This window comes from Streptomyces bungoensis, assembly GCF_001514215.1.
Taxonomy (GTDB): domain Bacteria; phylum Actinomycetota; class Actinomycetes; order Streptomycetales; family Streptomycetaceae; genus Streptomyces; species Streptomyces bungoensis.
This window is the reverse complement of record NZ_KQ948853.1, coordinates 568,110-586,509: the sequence shown is the minus strand read 5'-3', so window position 1 is coordinate 586,509 and position 18,400 is coordinate 568,110. Positions and strand designations below refer to the sequence as shown.

The following is an 18,400-nucleotide window of genomic DNA, read 5'->3' as shown; positions in this document are numbered from 1 at the left end:
CTTTTCTCGACCTGATTTCCTCGGTGCTTTCCAGGTTTCCGCTTTCGCGGTTTCCTTTCCGGCGGTTCCGACTTTATCAGAAGTTCTCGGCCGGTCTGACCAGCCACTCAATTCTGAGTTTTCGGAAGGTGCTTCTCTGGAAGCGCATCGCGACTTCTTGGAAGCTACGTAGATTCTCACGATCGGCCCGGACCTGTCCAGCTCCAGGCAACTGTTTGAATCTACCTCCCCAGTCGGTCCGTGTCAACGGCTCTTCCGGGGCGAAGAGGACAGTAGCAGCTCACGGGGCCCCGATGCACATCAGGCGGCCGTCGGTGCGGCGGAGCTGCGTTCGGCTGCTTCGACGTCGCCCGTCTCGCCGGCGCGTACCGCGCGTCCGCCGAGGACGTAGACGTACGCCAGGAACGCCAGCTCGACGGTCACGCCGATGCCGATGCGGGCCCAGGTGGGCAGACCGGAGGGGGTGACGAAGCCTTCGATCGCACCGGAGACGAAGAGGACCAGCGCGAGGCCGATCGCCATGCCCACCGCGGCTCGGCCCTCCTCGGCGAGTGCGGCGCGGCGGGTGCGGGGGCCCGGGTCGATGAGGGTCCAGCCGAGGCGGAGGCCGGTGCCGGCCGCGACGAAGACCGCGGTCAGTTCGAGCAGGCCGTGCGGGAGGACCAGGCCCAGGAAGGTGTCCAGGCGGCCGGCGGAGGACATCAGCCCGATGCCGATGCCCAGGTTCAGCATGTTCGTGAAGAGGATCAGCAGGACGGGCAGGCCCAGGAAGATGCCCAGGACCAGGCACATCGCGGCGGCCTGGGCGTTGTTGGTCCACACCTGGGCGGCGAAGGAGGCCGCCGGGTGGCTGGAGTAGTACGTCTCGTACTCGCCGCCCGGGCGGGTCAGCTCGCGCAGCTGGCTGGGGGCCGCGATGGTCGACTGCACCTCCGGGTGGGTGCCTATCCACCAGCCCAGGAGGATCGCCACGGCGGTGGAGACGAGTGCGGTGGGCACCCACCAGTGACGCGCGCGGTAGACCGCGGCGGGGAAACCCTGGCCCAGGAAGCGCGTCACGTCGCGCCATGAGGCCCGGCGGGTGCCGGTGACGGCACTGCGCGCGCGGGCCACGAGTTGGCTGAGCCGGCCCGTCAGCTGCGGGTCGGGGGCGCTGGACCGGATGAGGGACAGGTGGGTCGCGGTGCGCTGGTAGAGCGCGACGAGTTCGTCGGCCTCGGCGCCGGTGAGACGGCGCCGCCGGCGGAGCAGGGCGTCGAGGCGGTCCCACTCGGCTCGGTGGGCGGAGACGAAGACGTCCAGGTCCATCGGGTCTGCCTGCTCCTCGGCTGGTCTCCACTGCTCGTCGTGGATGCTCGTGATGCTGTCAGCTTGTCCTACTGCGACGCGATGCGCCCTCAGCTTGGCAGACTTGCGGTCCACGGGGCAGACGCGGGGAAGGGCGGCAGGCGTGAGTGAGCTGGTGACCGGCGAGGCGGTGGCGCTCGAACTGCGGCCTGCCAAGCTGCCGAGCAGGGCGCTGGCCGTCCTGCTCGACCTGATCGTGGCCATGGTCGTGTACATCGGTCTGAGCATCGCGCTGGTCGCGACGACCTCCTCCCTGGACGACGCCGCTCAGGTCGCCCTGTCGATCGCCACCTTCCTGCTGGTGCTGGTCGGCGGGCCGGTCGCGGTGGAGACGCTCAGCCACGGCCGTTCGCTGGGGAAGCTGGCGTTCGGGCTGCGGGTGGTCCGGGACGACGGCGGGCCCATCCGGTTCCGGCACGCCCTGGTGCGGGGCGCGATCGGGGTGGTCGAGATCCTGATGACGTTCGGTGTGGTGGCCTGCATCGCCTCGCTGGTGTCGGCACGGGGGCGGCGTCTCGGGGACGTGTTCGCGGGGACGCTCGTCGTCCGGGAGCGGGTACCGGTGGCGCGGGTCGGTCTCGTGCCTCCGCCGCCTCCGGGGCTGGCCGGGCAGTTCTCCTCGCTGGACCTGTCTGCCGTCCCGGACCCGCTGTGGCTCGCGGTCCGGCAGTACCTGACGCGGATGCAGCAGCTCGATCCGCAGGTGTCCTGGGACATGGCGCAGCGGCTCGCGGCCGACGTCGCGGCCCGTACGGGGGCTCCGGCGCCGCAGGGCGTGCACCCGGCCGCCTTCCTGGCAGCGGTGGTCCACGAGCGGCAGACGCGCGATGCCCGGCAGGCGTTCGGCGGAGCGGCTCAGGCCCCGGTGGGCGGGGCGCCTTCCGGTGTCACGCCGGCTGCGGCTCCGTCCGGCCCTCGTCCGCCTGCCTGGTCCCAGCCGCAGCACCAGGAGCAAGCGCCCCTGCCCCGGACTCAGCCCCAGCCGCCGTCCGCTCGCCCGGCCAACGGTTCCGGATCAGGTTCTGGTCCCGGCTCCGGCTCCGGCTCCGGCTCCACGGGGTTTGCGCCGCCCGCCTAGAGCGGCGGGGCCGGTGTCGCGTCGGCGCGGCCGGCTTCGGTGCTCAGGCGAAGCTCGACGGCGGTGACTGAAGGTCCTCCAGCTCGATTCCGGGCGCCGCCAGGACCACGTCCCCGGCGATGTGCACGGTCTGCCGTTCCCCGGTGTCCAGGGCTGTGACCTGGTATTCGTCCACGGTCAGGGGGCCGTTGTCAGTGGCGTGTGCTTCGCTCTTCACCAAGGCCCAGGACTGGTCCACGGTGCGGGGGGCGAGGACCGGGTCGGTGAAGGCGACGAGGCGTACGCGGGTCGCGGCGGCGGAGGGGGTGAGGCGCAGGAGCCGGGCGGTGGCGACGAGGAACGCGGGGGAGGTGCCGGTGAAGGCGTGGGCGCGCACATTGCCTTCGGTGGCATCGGTGCCGGTGGGGTCGGTACGGACCCAGGTGACGCCGTCGAGGGCGGCGCCGCGCACCTGCCAGCCGCCCGCGTGCAGTTCCAGCCGGAGCGGGCGGCCGAGTTCGTCGAGTGCGAGGTCGACGGAGCCGTGGTGGTCACCGGTGGGGGTGGTGATCTGGGAGACGTAGCGCCAGCCGGAGGGGCCTGGGGCGCACTGGAAGTGCTCTTCGTAGAGGGGGGTGTGATCGTGCGGATCGTGGAGCGAATATCGGCCGCGGGGCATGGGGGTCCTGGGTCGTGACGGGCGGGTCGGGTCGCCGCCGCGGATCGGTCGGGTCGGTGTGACGGCCGGCCCGGCGGGCGCGGCGGTCGGTCCGGCCAAAGGGGCAGGCCCCCGGCACGGGGGTGCGGGGGCCTGCCTCGGGGACCTGGCTGAGACGCGGGTGCGGCTCAGTAGCGGTAGTGGTCCGACTTGAAGGGGCCGTCGACCTCCACGCCGATGTACGCGGCCTGCTCGGGGCGGAGCTTGGTGAGCTTCACGCCGAGCGCGTCCAGGTGGAGGCGGGCGACCTTCTCGTCGAGGTGCTTGGGCAGCACGTAGACGCCGGTCGGGTACTCGTCGGGCTTGGTGAACAGCTCGATCTGGGCCAGGGTCTGGTCCGCGAAGGAGTTGGACATCACGAACGACGGGTGGCCCGTGGCGTTGCCCAGGTTCAGCAGGCGGCCCTCGGACAGCACGATGATGACCTTGCCGTCGGGGAACTTCCAGGTGTGGACCTGCGGCTTGACCTCGTCCTTGACGATGCCCGGGATCTTGGCGAGGCCGGCCATGTCGATCTCGTTGTCGAAGTGACCGATGTTGCCGACGATCGCCTGGTGCTTCATCTTCGCCATGTCCGACGCCAGGATGATGTCCTTGTTGCCGGTCGTGGTGATGAAGATGTCGGCGGTCTCGACGACCTCGTCCAGGGTGGTGACCTGGTAGCCGTCCATCGCCGCCTGCAGGGCGCAGATCGGGTCGATCTCGGTGATGATCACGCGGGCGCCCTGGCCGCGCAGGGACTCCGCGCAGCCCTTGCCGACGTCGCCGTAGCCGCAGACGACGGCGGTCTTGCCGCCGATCAGGACGTCGGTGGCGCGGTTGATGCCGTCGACCAGGGAGTGGCGGCAGCCGTACTTGTTGTCGAACTTCGACTTGGTGACGGAGTCGTTGACGTTGATCGCCGGGAAGAGCAGGGCGCCGTCGCGCTGCATCTCGTACAGGCGGTGGACGCCGGTGGTGGTCTCCTCGGTCACGCCGCGGATCTCCGAGGCGAGCTGGGTCCACTTCTGGGGGTTCTCCCCCAGGGTGCGGTGCAGCAGCTGGAGGATGACGCGGTGCTCGTCGGACTCGGCGGTCTCCAGGCCGGGGACCTTGCCGTCCTTCTCGTACTCGACGCCCTTGTGGACGAGGAGGGTGGCGTCACCGCCGTCGTCGAGGATCATGTTCGGGCCGCCGGTGGCGCTGTCGGGCCAGGTCAGCGCCTGCTCGGTGCACCACCAGTACTCCTCCAGGGTTTCGCCCTTCCAGGCGAAGACCGGGACGCCCCGCGGGTTGTCGGGCGTGCCGTCGGGGCCGACGGCGATGGCCGCGGCCGCGTGGTCCTGGGTGGAGAAGATGTTGCAGGAGGCCCAGCGGACCCGGGCGCCGAGGGCGACCAGGGTCTCGATGAGGACGGCGGTCTGCACGGTCATGTGCAGGGAGCCGGTGATGCGGGCGCCGGCGAGGGGCTGGGCCTCGGCGTACTCCTTGCGGATCGCCATCAGGCCCGGCATCTCGTGCTCGGCGAGGGTGATCTCCTTGCGGCCGAACTCGGCCAGGGAGAGGTCGGCGACCTTGAAGTCCTGTCGGTTGTCGACAGTCGTCATGCGAGCTGCTCCTCGGGGTTGGGTCGAGGTGGGTACGGCTGGTCTGCGCGGCGGCGGACACAGGGGTGCCCGAGAAGAGGACACAGGCATGCCCGCGTACGCGCAGCGCAGTCCGTCGGAGGCCCTCTCTCCCTCGGTGGTCCCCACTCCGGGACCGCCCGACCGCCATCAGCAGCGACGTCTGGCTCCGTCCCAAGCTACACCGGAGGGCCGGGCGGCCCCCAGTCCGCCTGCGAACGGTTCGCGTCGATCAGGTGATCCGGGGCACGTCACGCGGAGCTCAGTGTCCGGTGGCGTGCGGGGTGGGACCGCCGGGGGTCGCCTCCCGGTCCGGGCCCTTGACGGCCTCGGCCTCGCTGTAGATGTCCGGCTCGAGGTAGATGACGCGGGCGATCGGGACGGCGGCGCGGATGCGGGCCTCGGCCGCGTCGATGGCCTGGGCCACCTCGGCGGCCGTGTCGTCGTGCTGGACGGCGATCTTGGCGGCGACCAGCAGCTCCTCGGGGCCGAGGTGCAGGGTGCGCATGTGGATGACGCCGGTGACCGTGTCACCGTCGACCGTCGCGCTCTCGATCCGCTTGACCACGTCGGCGCCGGCGGCCTCGCCGAGCAGGAGCGACTTGGTCTCGGCGGCCAGGACGAGGGCGATGAGGACGAGCAGGACGCCGATGCAGACGGTGCCGATGCCGTCCCAGACGCCGTCGCCGGTGAGCACGGCGAGGCCGACGCCGAGGAGGGCGAGGACCAGACCGATGAGCGCGCCGAAGTCCTCCAGCAGGACGACGGGCAGCTCGGGCGCCTTGGCGCGGCGGATGAACTGGGCCCAGGAGAGCTTGCCGCGCAGCTCGTTGGACTCCTTGATGGCCGTGCGGAAGGAGAAGCCCTCGGCGATGACGGCGAACAGCAGGACGCCCACCGGCCAGTACCAGTTCTTCAGTTCGTGCGGGTGGGCGATCTTCTCGTAACCCTCGTAGATGGCGAACATGCCGCCGATGGAGAACAGGACGATCGACACGAGGAAGGCGTAGATGAACCGCTCGCGGCCGTAACCGAAGGGGTGCTGCGGGGTCGCCTCACGCTGGGCCTTCTTGCCGCCGATCAGCAGCAGGAACTGGTTGCCGGAGTCGGCGAGCGAGTGGACGCCCTCGGCGAGCATCGAGGAGGAGCCGCTGAAGGCGAACGCGACGAACTTCGATGCCGCGATCGCGAGGTTGGCGCCGAGTGCCGCCACGATCGCCCTGGTCCCGCCTGACGCGCTCATGTCTCCGCGTTGTCCCTTCGCCGTCGTCCGTCTACGCCGTCCAGGCGTGTGCCCGTTTTTGCCGCGCTTTTGCCTTGCCGGTGGGCCATTCTTGCAGCCCGGCCGGACGGCGACGCGTCAGGCGTCCACAGTCGCGGTCATACGATCACAGTGGCGCGGAAGACGGTTCCGGTGCCCGACAGCTCGGCCTTCTCGTTCGCCGGGACGAACACCGACTGACCGGGGCCGAGCTCGTGTTCGCCCGCCCGGACGGCACCGGCGGTGCACAGCAGGATCTGCGGGGTCTCCCGGGTGAGGTCGTGGGTGGCGCCGCCCTCGGGGAGGACGTACCGGGAGAGCCGGAACTCGTCGATCGGGGTCTCGTAGACCTCCTCGCCGTCCGGGGAGGCCTCGGGGCGCAGGACGCCCGCGTCGCGGGCCTCGAAGCGGACGACGCGCAGGAGTTCGGGGACGTCGACGTGCTTGGGGGTCAGGCCGCAGCGCAGGACGTTGTCGGAGTTGGCCATGATCTCGACGCCGAGGCCGCTCAGGTAGGCGTGCGGGATGCCGGCGCCGAGGAAGAGTGCCTCGCCCGGCTGCAGGCGGACGTGGTTGAGCAGCATGGCCGCGATGACGCCGGGGTCGCCCGGGTAGTGGTGGGCGAGGCCGGCGTACGGGGCGTAGGCGCCGCCCAGGCGGGCGCAGGCGGCGGTGGCCTCGGCGACGGTGCGGGCCATCTCCTCGGGGTCGGCGCTGAGCACGGCGGTGAGGACCTCGCGCAGCGCCGCGTCCTCGGGGTGGGCGTGCAGCAGGTCGACGTACGGCTTGAGGGAGTCGACGCCCAGGCCGGCGAGCAGGTCGGCCGCCTGGGCGGGGTCGCGGAATCCGCACAGGCCGTCGAACTCGGTGAGGGCGCAGATCAGTTCGGGCTTGTGGTTGGCGTCCTTGTAGTTGCGGTGCGGGGCGTCGACGGGAATGCCGCGGCGCTCCTCGTCGGCGTACCCCTCCCTGGCCTGCGCCAGGTCCGGGTGCACCTGGAGGGAGAGCGGGGCGCCGGCGGCGAGGATCTTGAGCAGGAACGGCAGCCGGGGGCCGAACTTCGCGACCGCCTTCGCGCCCAGTTCACGTTCGGGGCCGGCGTCGACGACCTCGACGAGCGTCCCGCGCGCGGTGCGCGAGGGTGCGCCGGGGTGGGCGCCCATCCACATCTCCGCCTGCGGTTCGCCGGTCGGCTCGACGCCGAGGAGGTGCGGGATGGCGGTGGGGGAACCCCAGGCGTAGGGGCGGACGGTGTTGTCGAGGCGGTCCATGTCTCTTCTCTGTCTCCGTACGTGCGCTGCTCGGCCGGCGCCGTTGCCGGGTCGGGTGCCGGTGGCGGGCGCCGGCCGCCGCCCGGTCGGCCCGGGCGGCCGGGCGTGCCCGGCGCGGCGGTCTGGAGCTAGATCAGGCGCCGGAAGCGAGCGCCAGGTAAACGGCGGCGAAATCCGTGACGGCGATCAGTTCCGCGAGGGTCTCCAGTTCGCCGCCCTCCTCCGGTTCGAGTTCGCTGATCGGCGTGTCGTGGCTGAGGGCCAGGTCACGGGCGGCGGGGGCGGCGCTGATGCCGCCGATCGGGCGGTCGCGCAGGAGCACCACGCGCGCGTGCAGCGCGGGCGGCTCCTCCACGCGGTCGCGGAAGAAGTCGTCGGGGTCGGCGCTGGCCGCGAGCGGGCCGGCCAGGAGGGCGCTGTGCGCGGCCAGTGCCTCCGGGAGTTCGGCGACCAGGGTGGGCCGGCCGGCCAGTTCGGCGAGGGCGGCGGCGAAACGGCGCCCCGCGGGGCCCGCGGAGGTGCCTTCGGTCCACACCACGGGGAGCGCGTCGGCGAGTTCCGCAGCGAGCGTCTTGGCCGGGTTGCTGTAGGTGGCGATGGCCGGACCGCAGCGTTCGGCGACACCGTCCAAGCGGTCGGCGACCTTCTCCAGGGCGTCCGGCGGAGCGCTGACCAGGCCGATCCGGTCCAGGACCGCCAGGAGCGGGGTGAGCAGCGCCCAGAAGACGCCCGGGGAGGACGCGGCGAGGGGTTCCTCCTGGTCGTACGGCGCTGTCGCCATCGCCGCGAAGAGCCCGTGCGCGGCGGCGAGAGCGTCGGCGAGCGGGGTGCGGGCCGGGGCCACGGCGACGACCGAGCAGCCGCGGCGGTAGGCCTGCTCGGCGAGCAGGGACAGGCTGGGTTCGGTGCCGTCCGGGGTGGCGATCAGCAGCAGGTCCACGGAGCCGGCCCAGCCCGGCAGCTCCCAGCGCAGGGCGCCGGCGGCCGGGGCGACGCCGGTGGGTGCCAGCCGGATGACGGGGCTGCCGGGCCCGGCCAGGGTGCCCAGGAGGTCCGCGGTGTGGGTGGCGGCGGCCCCGGGTCCCGCGATGAGGACCGAGCGGGGGCGGCCGTCGGGCTTGAGGTCGCCGACACCGGCCTCGGCGGCGTGCCGGGCGGCGGTGCGGACGCGGGCGCCGGCCTCGGCGGCGCCGCGCAGGAGACCCCGGCGGTCCGCCTCGGCGAGGCCCTCCGGGGTGTCGAGCAGCGATTCGTCGAGCATGGGCGGCAGACTCCGATCGCCGGGGGTCCTTGAGGTGGGTGCCTCGTCGTGACGAGGCGCGGCGCGTCGTTACGCCGGGCGGCGGGCCTCGTCGACGAGCAGGACCGGGATGCCGTCGCGGACGGGGTAGGCCAGACCGCAGTCCTGGGAGGTGCAGATCAGCTCGGTGTCCTGCTCCTTGAGGGGGGCGTGGCAGGCCGGGCAGGCGAGGATCTCCAGGAGGCCGGCTTCGAGCGGCATGGCGGGTCCCTTCGGGCGGGTGTGGGCTTGTGCTGGTCAGCGTACCGCCGGGCGGGCGGGAGAACGCGCTCAGCCGGCCGGGCGCGAGGGCCCGGCCGGCCGGAGGGCGGAAGCCCGGCTCAGGCCCGGATGATGGCCAGGGCCTCGTCGCGGATCCTGGCCATGGTGGCCGCGTCCTTGGCCTCCGCGTTCAGGCGCAGGAGCGGTTCCGTGTTGGACGGGCGGACGTTGAACCACCAGTCGGCGGCGGCCACCGTGAGGCCGTCGAGTTCGTCCAGGGTGATGCCCGGGCGGCCCTCGTACGCGGCGCGCACGGCGGCGAGGCGGGCGGTCTGGTCGGCGACGGTGGAGTTGATCTCGCCGGAGCCCGCGTAACGGTCGTACTGGGCCACGAGGGAGGACAGGGGGGCGTCCTGGCCGCCGAGGGCGGCGAGGACGTGCAGGGCGGCCAGCATGCCCGTGTCGGCGTTCCAGAAGTCCTTGAAGTAGTAGTGGGCGGAGTGCTCGCCGCCGAAGATCGCGCCGGAGCGGGCCATCTCGGCCTTGATGAAGGAGTGGCCGACGCGGGTGCGGACCGGGGTGCCGCCGTTCTCCCGCACCACCTCCGGGACGGTGCGGGAGGTGATCAGGTTGTGGATGACCGTGCCCTCGCCGCCGTTGCGGGCCAGCTCGCGCGCGGCGACCAGGGCGGTGATCGCGGACGGGGAGACCGGGTCGCCGTTCTCGTCCACGACGAAGCAGCGGTCGGCGTCGCCGTCGAAGGCGATGCCCAGGTCGGCGCCCTCCGCCGGGACCCGCTTCTGCAGGTCCACGATGTTGGCCGGGTCGAGCGGGTTGGCCTCGTGGTTGGGGAAGGTGCCGTCCAGTTCGAAGTACATCGGGACGAGGGTGAGGGGCAGGCCGGCGAAGACCGTGGGGACGGTGTGGCCGCCCATGCCGTTTCCGGCGTCGACCACGACCTTCAGGGGGCGGATGGAGGTCAGGTCGACGAGCGAGCGCAGGTGCGCCGCGTAGTCCTCCAGCGTGTCGCGGGTGGTGAGGGTTCCCGTGGCGGCGGCCGGTTCCGGGGCGCCCTCGGCCAGCCGTCGCTCGACCAGTTCCCGGATCTCGGCCAGGCCGGTGTCCTGGCCGACGGGGGCGGCGCCCGCGCGGCACATCTTGATGCCGTTGTACTGCGCCGGGTTGTGGGAGGCCGTGAACATCGCGCCGGGCAGGTTCAGGGCGCCCGAGGCGTAGTACAGCTGGTCCGTGGAGCACAGGCCGATCTCGGTGACGTCCACGCCGCGCTCGGCCGCACCGCGCGCGAAGGCGCGGGACAGGCCGGGGGACGAGGGGCGCATGTCGTGGCCGACGACGATGGCCGCCGCACCCGTCACCTCGGCGAAGGCGGCACCGAAGAGGCCGGCCAGGGTCTCGTCCCACTGGTCCGGTACCACTCCGCGTACGTCGTACGCCTTCACGATCTGCGACAGATCAGCAGCCACGGCCAACCCTCCTGAAAGTCCTATGGGTGCCCACAAAGTACCCGTCAGGGGTAAGGGGCGGGTGTGCGGACACCAGGTGGGACGGCGCTCGGTCGCCGGGCGGCTCAGTTGTCCGGGGAGCGCAGGACGCGCAGGTGGCCGCGGCGGGCGACCTCCATGGGGTCCGCGGCGCGGGCTCCCCCGCCGCCGGCCTCGGCCGCGCGCTGCTGGGGGCGGGCCGCTTCGCGCACGGCGTTGGCCAGCGCTTCCAGGTCGTCTCCGCTGGGCCGCGCGGGGGCGGAGCCGTCGAGGAGGCGGACGACCTCCCAGCCGCGGGGGGCGGTGAGGCGCTCGGAGTGCTCGGCGCACAGGTCGTAGCAGTGGGGTTCGGCGTAGGTGGCGAGCGGGCCGAGGACCGCGGTCGAGTCGGCGTAGACGTACGTCAGCGTCGCGACGGCGGGTCGGCCGCAGGCGGTGCGCGAACAGCGACGTACAGGGCTCACGACGTTGGACGGTACCGCACTCTTGAGCGGGCCGCGACGACTCTCCACCAGGTCACTCCCCCGTGTCGTGCTGTGAAACGCCCCACAGGGCCTTCCGAACAGCCCCTGCTGACCTGCGAGTACGGGTTCCGGCGGCGGCCCGCGCGGGGGCGCGTCCGGTCATGAGTCGGTACAAATAACGTCAATTGGCTTGAGTTCGGCGGTCTCGGAGGGTTACGGAAACGAGCCACACCTTGGCTGGAACGGTCACCTGGCGACACGGGGGTGTCAGGGGGGTGGCCGCCGCGTGGGGCCGGGCGGGCGGGACGTGCGGGGACTAGGCTTCACCGGTGATGGACAACCGTGTACCGCCCCGTACCGCCGGCCCCGGGCCCCGTCGCCGTGATCGTCACGGGAGGGGCATGCGGGGGCCGATCGCGCCGCCGCAGGTGCCGCTGGCGGCGAGCCGTGCCGAGGTGTTCGCGGACCTGGTGCAGGACTCCGTGGAGCGTCTCGAGCGGCGGTGGCCGCAGCTGGCCGAGGTCGATTTCCTGGTGCTCGAAGTACCTCGGCTGGACGGGCGCGGGGTGGCGGCCTGGAGCGACGAGGCGGTGCCGTTGGGCGGGATCATTCCCGCGCGGGACGGGCGGCGGGCGCGGGTCGTGGTGTACCGGCGGCCGGTGGAGATCCGGACCAAGGGGCGGGACGAGCGGGCCGCGCTGGTGCACGAGGTGGTCGTGGAGCAGGTGGCGGAGTTGCTGGGGCTGACTCCCGAGACGGTGGATCCCCGGTACGGGGAGGACTGAGGGCGCCGGTCGGTGCCGAGGCCGCCGCCCCGAGCGGGCGGCGGCCTCGGCGTCCGGTCACCGCTGGAGGACCGACAGGTCCTGGTCCGCGCGGGGGACCGAGATCAGGGAGCGGTCGTTGGGGAGGGTCTGGACGGTGAAGCCCGGGACGCCCTGTTCGGTGGCGACGAGGGTGCGGGAGGCGTAGAGGGGGCCGCCGGAGAGGGTTTCCACGGTGAGGGCGTAGGTGCCCTTCAGGCCCGTGGGGACGGGTGCGTCGACGTTCTGGGTGGTGCCGGCCTTGACGGTGTAGGTCTTCGAGACCGTGCTGCCCGCGTCGCTGCCCGCCGAGGCGGTGACCTTGACCGTGGCGGTGGCGGTGGGGGCCGCGAGGGCGAGAGTCGTGGACTTGCCGCTGTTGTCCGCCGAGGTCGCGCGCGTGCCGACGGGGACCGTCGCGGGGATGAAGGCCGTCTCCTGCTTGCCGCTCTTGCCGCGGATCACCTGCAGGGCCGCCACCACCGGCACCGACCGGTCGGTGGGCGTCAGGACCAGGGAGCCCGCCTCGCCCCGGGTGACGTCGCCGAGGTCGGCCGAGGTCGTCATGCCGGACTTGACGTGCAGGGTCTCGTGCCCGGCCGGGGTGATCAGGCCGCTCGGCGAGGCCAGGCGGACCTTCAGGTCCGCGTCGGCGTCGCCGGGTGTGAAGGCGATCAGACGGACGTCGGTGGCGTCCTTCGGGATGCCCGGCAGGACCACGTCGGGGGCCGGGTCGGCGGCCGCGGCCAGCCAGTCGCCGCCCACCTTGTCGTCCAGGGCCTGCACGGCCGCGCCGACCCGTCCGCTGCGCACGCTGACGTGCACGGTGAGGTCGGTCTGCCGTTCGTCGGTGAGGGTGGACAGCAGGACCGGCTCGCTCGCGTGCGGCGGGATCGTGAAGCCGTCCGCCACCGCGGACTTGATCGCGCCGCCCTTGCCGTACAGCTCGATGTCGACGACCGCGGCGGAGTCGTCGGGGTTGGTGAGGTGCACGTAGTCGGTGCGGCCGGCGGCCGTGCTCGCGCCCGGGAACCAGAACTCGGTGTCGGGGGCGGTGCAGTTGACGCCCTGCAGGCCGCGGCCGGTGCCCGCGACGACCTCGGTGGTCTCCTGGACGGTCCAGCCGGGCGCGAACTTCCCGTCGGCGGTGCCGACCAGCGCGGGCGTGTCCGCGCCGGAGGTGTCGCCGGTGGCCGGGGTGCCCGGTTCCTTCGGGGCGAGGACCGGCTGCTTGTCGGCCTGCTTGCCGGTGCCCTTGCCCTTCTCGGCGGCGCCGGTGCCGTCCGCCGACTGCTCGGAGGCGGCCCGGAGTTCGGCCTTGCCCCCGCTCGCCGTGCCCTTGGTGACCGGGGTGAACGACGTGTACGAGGTGTCGGCGATCTCCGAGTTGCTCGGCGCGGGGCACAGCAGGCTGGTGCGCTCCACCGGCAGCTCGGCGGCGGCCTTGGCGGGGGACGCGCCGGACGCGGAAGGGGTGTCGAGCGCGGCGAACGCGGTGACGGCGGCCAGCGCGGTCGTGGCGGCGATCAGGGACAGGGTGGTGCGGTTCACTGCTGGCTCCCGTCGGGGCGCTCGCTGCCGGTGCCGTAGGGCTGCTGGGCCGGGTCGTAGCCCTGCTGGTAGGCCGTCGGGTCGTACGGCATCTGCTCGTCCGTGCCGCCGTAGGCGTAGGGGTCGTACTGGCCGTTCTGGTAGGGGTCGGTCTGGTACCCCTGCTGGTCGTAGCCGGCCGCCTGGTACTGGTCCTGGTGGTACTCGTGCTGCTGCGGGTCGGTGGCGTAGCCGGTGTAGTCGGCGCCCTGGTAGGCGGTGGCGTCCCACTCGCCGTACTGCGCCTGGTGCGGGACGGCGGCGGCCGGGGGCTGCTCCGGCACGGGGGGCGCGCCGGGCTCCTCCGGGGCGGCCGGCTCCTCGGCTTCCTCGGCCTGGGCGCGCAGGCGGCGGGCGCGGCGGCCCTCGCCGGCGCCGGCCTCGGCGGGCACCGGCTGCTCCTCGGGCAGGTCGTCGTCGATGTCGCGGCGGCGGCCGGGCAGGGCGAGGACGACGAGGACGACCGCGAGCGCGCCCTGGGCCCACAGCCAGGCGGTGTGGGCGAGAGGAGCCTCGTAGGTGACGTCCAGCCGGCCGCCCGCGGCGGGCAGCTGGAAGCCCTGGGCCCAGCCGTCGACCGTGGTGCGGGTGAGCGCTCTGCCGTCGAGGGTGGCGGTCCAGCCGTCGGAGGCGGTGTCGGCCAGCCGCAGGACGCGGCTGCCCGAGCCGGACGGGATGGTGGTGTGGATCTCCACCGGTCCGGCGGCGACGGGCCTGGCGGTGCCCGAGCCGCCCCCGGGCACGAGGGTGGCGCGGGAGACCTGCTGGTCGACCCGCCACAGGGCGCTGCCGTCCTGCTGGCTGAGTCTGCTCAGGCCGGGGGTGGCGTCCAGGACGCGGGTGATCTCGCGGGGCGCGCCCTTGTGGACGAGTACGTAGCGCACGGCGAAGCCGCCGAGCTGGCCGGCCTGGTCGGCGCCGGAGCCCGCGACGAGGTTGGCGACGACCTTGTCGAGCCGCGCGTTCTCGCCGTCGGCGGCGGCGAGTTCGGCGTCTCCCATGCGGGCGCCGGAGCCGCGGACGAGGCTGTAGCGCACGCGCGCGGTGGAGTCGCTGTCGAGGATCAGGGTGCGGGCCCGGTCGGCGGTGCCGGCGTCCTCGGCGACGAAGGCGGGCACCTGCACCGGGTCCCGGCGCTCCACCGGGCCGTCGGCGCCGCCGATCATCCAGCCGGCGGCGACGAGGAGCGGGCCGGCGGCCGAGGCGAGGGCGATCAGGGCGGCGACGGGCTGGCGCCAGCCGAAGCTCTGCTCGGCCACGCGCGCGCGTGCGCCGTCGGCGCCGAGCGCGGCGGCGGTCAGCAGGGCGATGCCGTAGACGAGGGTGGCCGGCCCGGCCCATGCGGAGTGGTTGGACACGGCGGCGAAGACCAGGCCGACCAGGGCGACCGCCCAGGCGGCCAGGATGCCCAGCCGGCGTTCGGAGCGCAGGAGGGCGGCCAGGGCGGCCAGGACGATGCCGACGAGCATCAGGCCGTGCACGGTGCCGGGGCCGCCGGGGCTCGCGCCGAGCAGGTCGGTCGCGGAGGCGGAGGAGGCGCCGTACTCCAGGCCGGCCTCGGTGAAGAAGCCGGTCGGCAGCAGGGTCAGCGACCAGGGGGCGAGGACCAGCAGCGGGGTGCCGAGCTGCGCGAGGAAGCGCAGGGCCTGGGGGACGAGGTCGCCGCGGCGTAGGACCAGGACGCCGAGGCCGAGGATCAGCGCGAGGGGCCAGACGATCGGGGTGAAGGCGGTGGCGAGGGTGAGCAGCAGCGCGTAGGCCCAGGTGGCGCGCCAACTGCCGGGTGCCTTGGAGCGGTTGGCCAGGCCGGCGGCCGCGATGCCCGCGCGTGCGATGAGCGGGAGCAGGACGGCGAGGACGGCGGTGCCGATGCGGCCGCCGGCCAGGGCGCCGGTGACGGCGGGCAGGAAGGCGTAGGCGATGGCCGCCCAGGCGCGCAGCAGCCGGGAGGTGACCAGCGGACGGGAGGCGAAGTACGCCGTGAAGCCGGCCAGCGGGACCGAGCCGACCAGCAGGACGGTGACCGCGAGTCCGGTGGAGCCGAACAGGAGCGAGGCGAGGGTGGCGACGACGGCGAGGTAGGGCGGTGCGGCCGGGGTGCCGCCGGCGGCCACGGGGTGCCAGGCGGCCCCGTAGCTCGACCAGAGGTCGCCGGCGCTCGCCGGTGCCGGGAGCAGGGAGCCGCCCGCGAGGGCGCCGCCGCCGAGCAGGGCGCGGCAGGCGACGAGGGAGATGGCGAGCAGGGCCAGGAAGAGCACCGGTCCGGGTCTGCGTGCGATGCGCTTGAGCCGGGCGAACTGCTCGATCTCCAGGAAGTCGGCGTCGTCGCCGCCGGGTCCGGACTCCACGGCGCCGCCGTGCCGGCCGGCCGAGGAGGTGTCGCTGTCGGAGCCGCCGGAGAAGTTGCCCGCGACCTGTTCCACGGTGGCGCGGACGGTCGCGCCGGGCGGCGGGAAGAGCGGGCGCAGTTCCGCCTTGTCGACCTGCGAGGGGCCGCGGCGGCGGCGCCCGGCGAGGATCCGCTCGGGCCGCAGCAGGGTGCCGAGCAGGCCGCGGATCTCGTCGACGGCCTGCCCGGGGACCTTGCCGACGAGGTAGGCGACGGTCCTCAGCAGCGTGCCGAGGACGAGCCGCAGCAGGATCCAGGGCAGCGCGGCCGCGCGCGTGTTGACGAGGAGGGTGTAGACGGCGCCCGCCTTGTCGACCTTGTGCGGGGAGGCCGCGGTGCGGCCCACGCAGTCGACGGTGCGGCGCTCGCGGGAGGCCGCCTCGGCGTGCCGTACGACCGCTTCGGGGGCGACGAGGACGCGGTGGCCGGCCCGGTGGGCGCGCCAGCACAGGTCGACGTCGTCGCGCATCAGGGGCAGCCGGCGGTCGAATCCGCCGAGCTGTTCGAAGACGTCGCGGCGGACCAGCATGCCGGCGGAGGAGACGGACAGGACGGTGCGGACGTGGTCGTGCTGGCCCTGGTCCTGTTCGCGGCGGTCCAGGCCGGTCCAGCGGCGGCCGGAGTTGGCGATGGAGACGCCGACCTCCAGCAGCTGCCTGCGGTCGTACCAGCCGCGCAGTTTGGGGCCGACGACGGCCACGTCGTCCCGGCCGAGTTCGAGTTCGTTGTCGACGACCCGCAGCAGCTGGGCGAGGGCGTCGGGTTCGGGGGCGCAGTCGTCGTGCAGCAGCCAGAGCCACTGGACGGGCTCGCCGTACGGCAGTTCGGGCAGGTCGTAGGCGTCGTCGCGCCAGCTGCGGGTGACCGGGTCCCAGCCGCTGGGGCGCCTGAGGTACGGCAGCTCCTCCGGGGTGAGCACCGGGGCGATGCGCATCGCCTCCTCGACCGCCTGCCCGAAGCCGGTGCGCCGGGCGAGGTGCAGCACCCGGTCGTCGCCGAGGGCCTCGGTGACCAGGCGCGCGGAGTCGTCCCCGCTGCCGGTGTCGGCCGCCACCGCGTACTGGACGGGGCGCTCCTGGCCGAGCAGCCCGGCGAGCGCGTCGGGCAGCCAGCGGGCGCCGTCGTGGGAGACGAGGACCGCGGTCACCACATGGCGCGGGAACTCAGGGTGGGCAGCTCCGTCTTGGGCTGCCGTATGGCTGTGCACGGACATCGAGGTACGGGCCCCGGTTCGATGGACTGCGGTGGACGCCTGTGCCTCCTCGTGTCCGGAGGGGACAGCGGGGCGTCTCGGACGAGCGCCCACACTATCGGCTGACCACGAAGACGGCCCGCCCCCTGTGGACAACCCACGGGTGACGGGCCGTTCGGACCCTGTGTGCGCGAGGTACGGGCACCTGCGCCGTTCAGATGGCGGCCTTCTTCAGCCGGCGGCGCTCCCGCTCGGACAGACCGCCCCAGATGCCGAACCGCTCGTCGTTGGCGAGGGCGTACTCGAGGCACTCGGAGCGGACCTCGCACGCGAGGCAGACCTTCTTGGCCTCTCTGGTGGAGCCGCCCTTCTCGGGGAAGAAGGACTCGGGGTCGGTCTGGGCGCACAGCGCGCGCTCCTGCCAGCCGAGTTCCTCGTCCGCGTCGTCGACCAGCAGTTGCTGCACCAGCTCGGTCATGTGCGCCCCTCGTCTGTCTTTCACGTCCCCGTGCGTGGCCGTTACCGATCCCGGCTGAACGACACGAGTGAAATTACAAGTGTGCTGCTCCGGGCGAGTCAAGCCGAGATCTGCTATTGAGCCCGTTATTCACTCTGCGGAACCAAGGCCATGCGGAAAGTGTTCAAATCGCCATAAACCCAGACACGCAGACGAGGCCCGGGAAGGGCGTCGGACCCGTACAGGTCTCCGTACGTAGACAGACGCCCCGGCGTTCGATCGCGTTCCGCGAGGCCGGCGCCGCTCGGTTGTGCCCCATGTGTCCCGACACCCCGGTGAGCAAACCTTTCACCCGCGAGAGGAACCGGAAGAGGTGAAACATGTCCCACATACCGGGCGTCGAGTTGACACTGCGGGTGTGAGCCGCTGTCCTAGTGGGCATGCTCGCGAACTTGGCGCCCACCTCGACCCGCACCGCCGGGTCCCACGGTGCTGCCCGGTCTCGCTGTAGCTGTTGTTGCTGTCCCGGCTGTTGAGCCTTCCCCCGCTCCAGCCGGCGCCGAGCCCGTCTCCACGGCCCGGCCGCTCCCTCCTTCGCAGAACGCCCTCCCCTCGGGTCGCACTCCCCCGCAGGGACCCCTTCTTCCGCCGAGGAACTCCCGCATCCCATGAACAGCGACAACGACCTCCAGATCGCCGGCGACATCCTCGAAGTCCCGCACCTGCTCCAGCCGCCGCGCGAGCACCCGGCCACCGTGGCCGAGTTCGCGGGCCTCGCCCGCGCCATCGCCGCCGACCGCTCCCAGTGGGCGCACCTGGTCCGCTACGACGCCACCACCCGCTGGTACCACCGGCTGCGCACCGGCCCCGGCTACGAGGTGTGGCTGCTGTCCTGGGTGCCCGGGCAGGGCAGCGGGCCGCACGACCACGGCCGCTCCTCCGGTGTCCTCACCGTCCTGGACGGCACGCTGACCGAGCGCACCGGGCGGGGCACGCGCGCGCTGGCGGCGGGCGCCCAGCGGGTGTTCGCCCCGGGGTACGTCCACGAGGTGGTCAACGACGCGCTGGAGCCGGCCGTCAGCCTGCACGTCTACTACCCGGGCCTGACCGAGATGCCCATGCTCCCCCAGTCTCGGCTCCGCTCGACCGGGGGGACCCCCATCTCCCCCCACTGCGAGGCGCGCACCGAGCCGCGCGGGGCGACCGTCTGACACCGGCACCCTCTGACACCGGCACCGTCTGAT

General features: G+C 73.1%; 15 protein-coding genes. 3 read left to right on the top strand and 12 right to left on the bottom strand.

Annotated elements, in window-relative coordinates:
• Positions 1–300 precede the first annotated feature (300 nt).
• Entirely contained in the window at positions 301–1,308 is a 1,008-nt protein-coding gene (locus AQJ66_RS10220; RefSeq protein WP_061919324.1) for a stage II sporulation protein M, read from the bottom strand.
• Between the two features lie 142 nt (positions 1,309–1,450).
• Between AQJ66_RS10220 and AQJ66_RS10215 the strand changes: the two genes are divergently transcribed.
• Complete coding sequence (locus tag AQJ66_RS10215; RefSeq protein WP_061919322.1) at positions 1,451–2,425, top strand: RDD family protein; 975 nt, start codon at positions 1,451–1,453, stop codon at positions 2,423–2,425.
• Between the two features lie 43 nt (positions 2,426–2,468).
• Here the strand turns inward: AQJ66_RS10215 and AQJ66_RS10210 are convergent, their stop codons facing one another.
• The 8 genes from AQJ66_RS10210 to AQJ66_RS10180 all read right to left on the bottom strand — a co-directional run bounded on the left by AQJ66_RS10210 (position 2,469) and on the right by AQJ66_RS10180 (position 10,773).
• Complete coding sequence (locus AQJ66_RS10210; RefSeq protein ID WP_061919320.1) at positions 2,469–3,083, bottom strand: hypothetical protein; 615 nt, start codon at positions 3,081–3,083, stop codon at positions 2,469–2,471.
• Between the two features lie 167 nt (positions 3,084–3,250).
• A complete protein-coding gene (gene ahcY / locus AQJ66_RS10205) occupies positions 3,251–4,708 on the bottom strand; it encodes an adenosylhomocysteinase (protein WP_061919318.1) in 1,458 nt (485 codons plus the stop codon).
• Positions 4,709–4,988: 280 nt separating this feature from the next.
• Positions 4,989–5,969, bottom strand: coding sequence for a cation diffusion facilitator family transporter (locus tag AQJ66_RS10200; RefSeq protein ID WP_061919316.1), 981 nt, complete (start codon positions 5,967–5,969; stop codon positions 4,989–4,991).
• Between the two features lie 137 nt (positions 5,970–6,106).
• Positions 6,107–7,258 (bottom strand): mannose-6-phosphate isomerase, class I, encoded by a 1,152-nt coding sequence (gene manA, locus AQJ66_RS10195; protein WP_061919314.1) that lies wholly within the window; start codon positions 7,256–7,258, stop codon positions 6,107–6,109.
• Positions 7,259–7,391: 133 nt separating this feature from the next.
• The gene (locus AQJ66_RS10190) at positions 7,392–8,519 is read right to left on the bottom strand and encodes an SIS domain-containing protein (protein ID WP_061919311.1); all 1,128 of its coding nucleotides are present in this window, start codon (positions 8,517–8,519) and stop codon (positions 7,392–7,394) included.
• 69 nt (positions 8,520–8,588) lie between these two features.
• A complete protein-coding gene (locus AQJ66_RS37125; protein ID WP_079060162.1) occupies positions 8,589–8,759 on the bottom strand; it encodes a Trm112 family protein in 171 nt (56 codons plus the stop codon).
• 119 nt (positions 8,760–8,878) lie between these two features.
• A complete protein-coding gene (locus AQJ66_RS10185; protein ID WP_061919309.1) occupies positions 8,879–10,243 on the bottom strand; it encodes a phosphomannomutase/phosphoglucomutase in 1,365 nt (454 codons plus the stop codon).
• Positions 10,244–10,347: 104 nt separating this feature from the next.
• A complete protein-coding gene (locus AQJ66_RS10180) occupies positions 10,348–10,773 on the bottom strand; it encodes a DUF3499 domain-containing protein (protein ID WP_063804030.1) in 426 nt (141 codons plus the stop codon).
• A 353-nt stretch (positions 10,774–11,126) separates the two neighbouring features.
• Between AQJ66_RS10180 and AQJ66_RS10175 the strand changes: the two genes are divergently transcribed.
• Positions 11,127–11,510, top strand: a complete 384-nt coding sequence (locus AQJ66_RS10175; RefSeq protein ID WP_061919305.1) for a metallopeptidase family protein — start codon at positions 11,127–11,129, stop codon at positions 11,508–11,510.
• Positions 11,511–11,567: 57 nt separating this feature from the next.
• On the opposite strand, the gene AQJ66_RS10170 is transcribed toward AQJ66_RS10175, so the two are convergent.
• The 3 genes from AQJ66_RS10170 to AQJ66_RS10160 form a co-directional block, all read right to left on the bottom strand.
• Positions 11,568–13,079, bottom strand: a complete 1,512-nt coding sequence (locus AQJ66_RS10170) for a DUF5719 family protein (RefSeq protein WP_061919303.1) — start codon at positions 13,077–13,079, stop codon at positions 11,568–11,570.
• The gene (locus AQJ66_RS10165; RefSeq protein WP_107118905.1) at positions 13,076–16,720 is read right to left on the bottom strand and encodes a glycosyltransferase family 2 protein; all 3,645 of its coding nucleotides are present in this window, start codon (positions 16,718–16,720) and stop codon (positions 13,076–13,078) included. The genes AQJ66_RS10170 and AQJ66_RS10165 overlap by 4 nt, the downstream gene beginning before the upstream one ends.
• A gap of 193 nt (positions 16,721–16,913) precedes the next feature.
• Positions 16,914–17,177, bottom strand: coding sequence for a WhiB family transcriptional regulator (locus AQJ66_RS10160; RefSeq protein WP_010986447.1), 264 nt, complete (start codon positions 17,175–17,177; stop codon positions 16,914–16,916).
• A 647-nt stretch (positions 17,178–17,824) separates the two neighbouring features.
• Between AQJ66_RS10160 and AQJ66_RS10155 the strand changes: the two genes are divergently transcribed.
• Entirely contained in the window at positions 17,825–18,367 is a 543-nt protein-coding gene (locus tag AQJ66_RS10155; RefSeq protein ID WP_061919299.1) for a cysteine dioxygenase, read from the top strand.
• Positions 18,368–18,400: the final 33 nt, after the last annotated feature.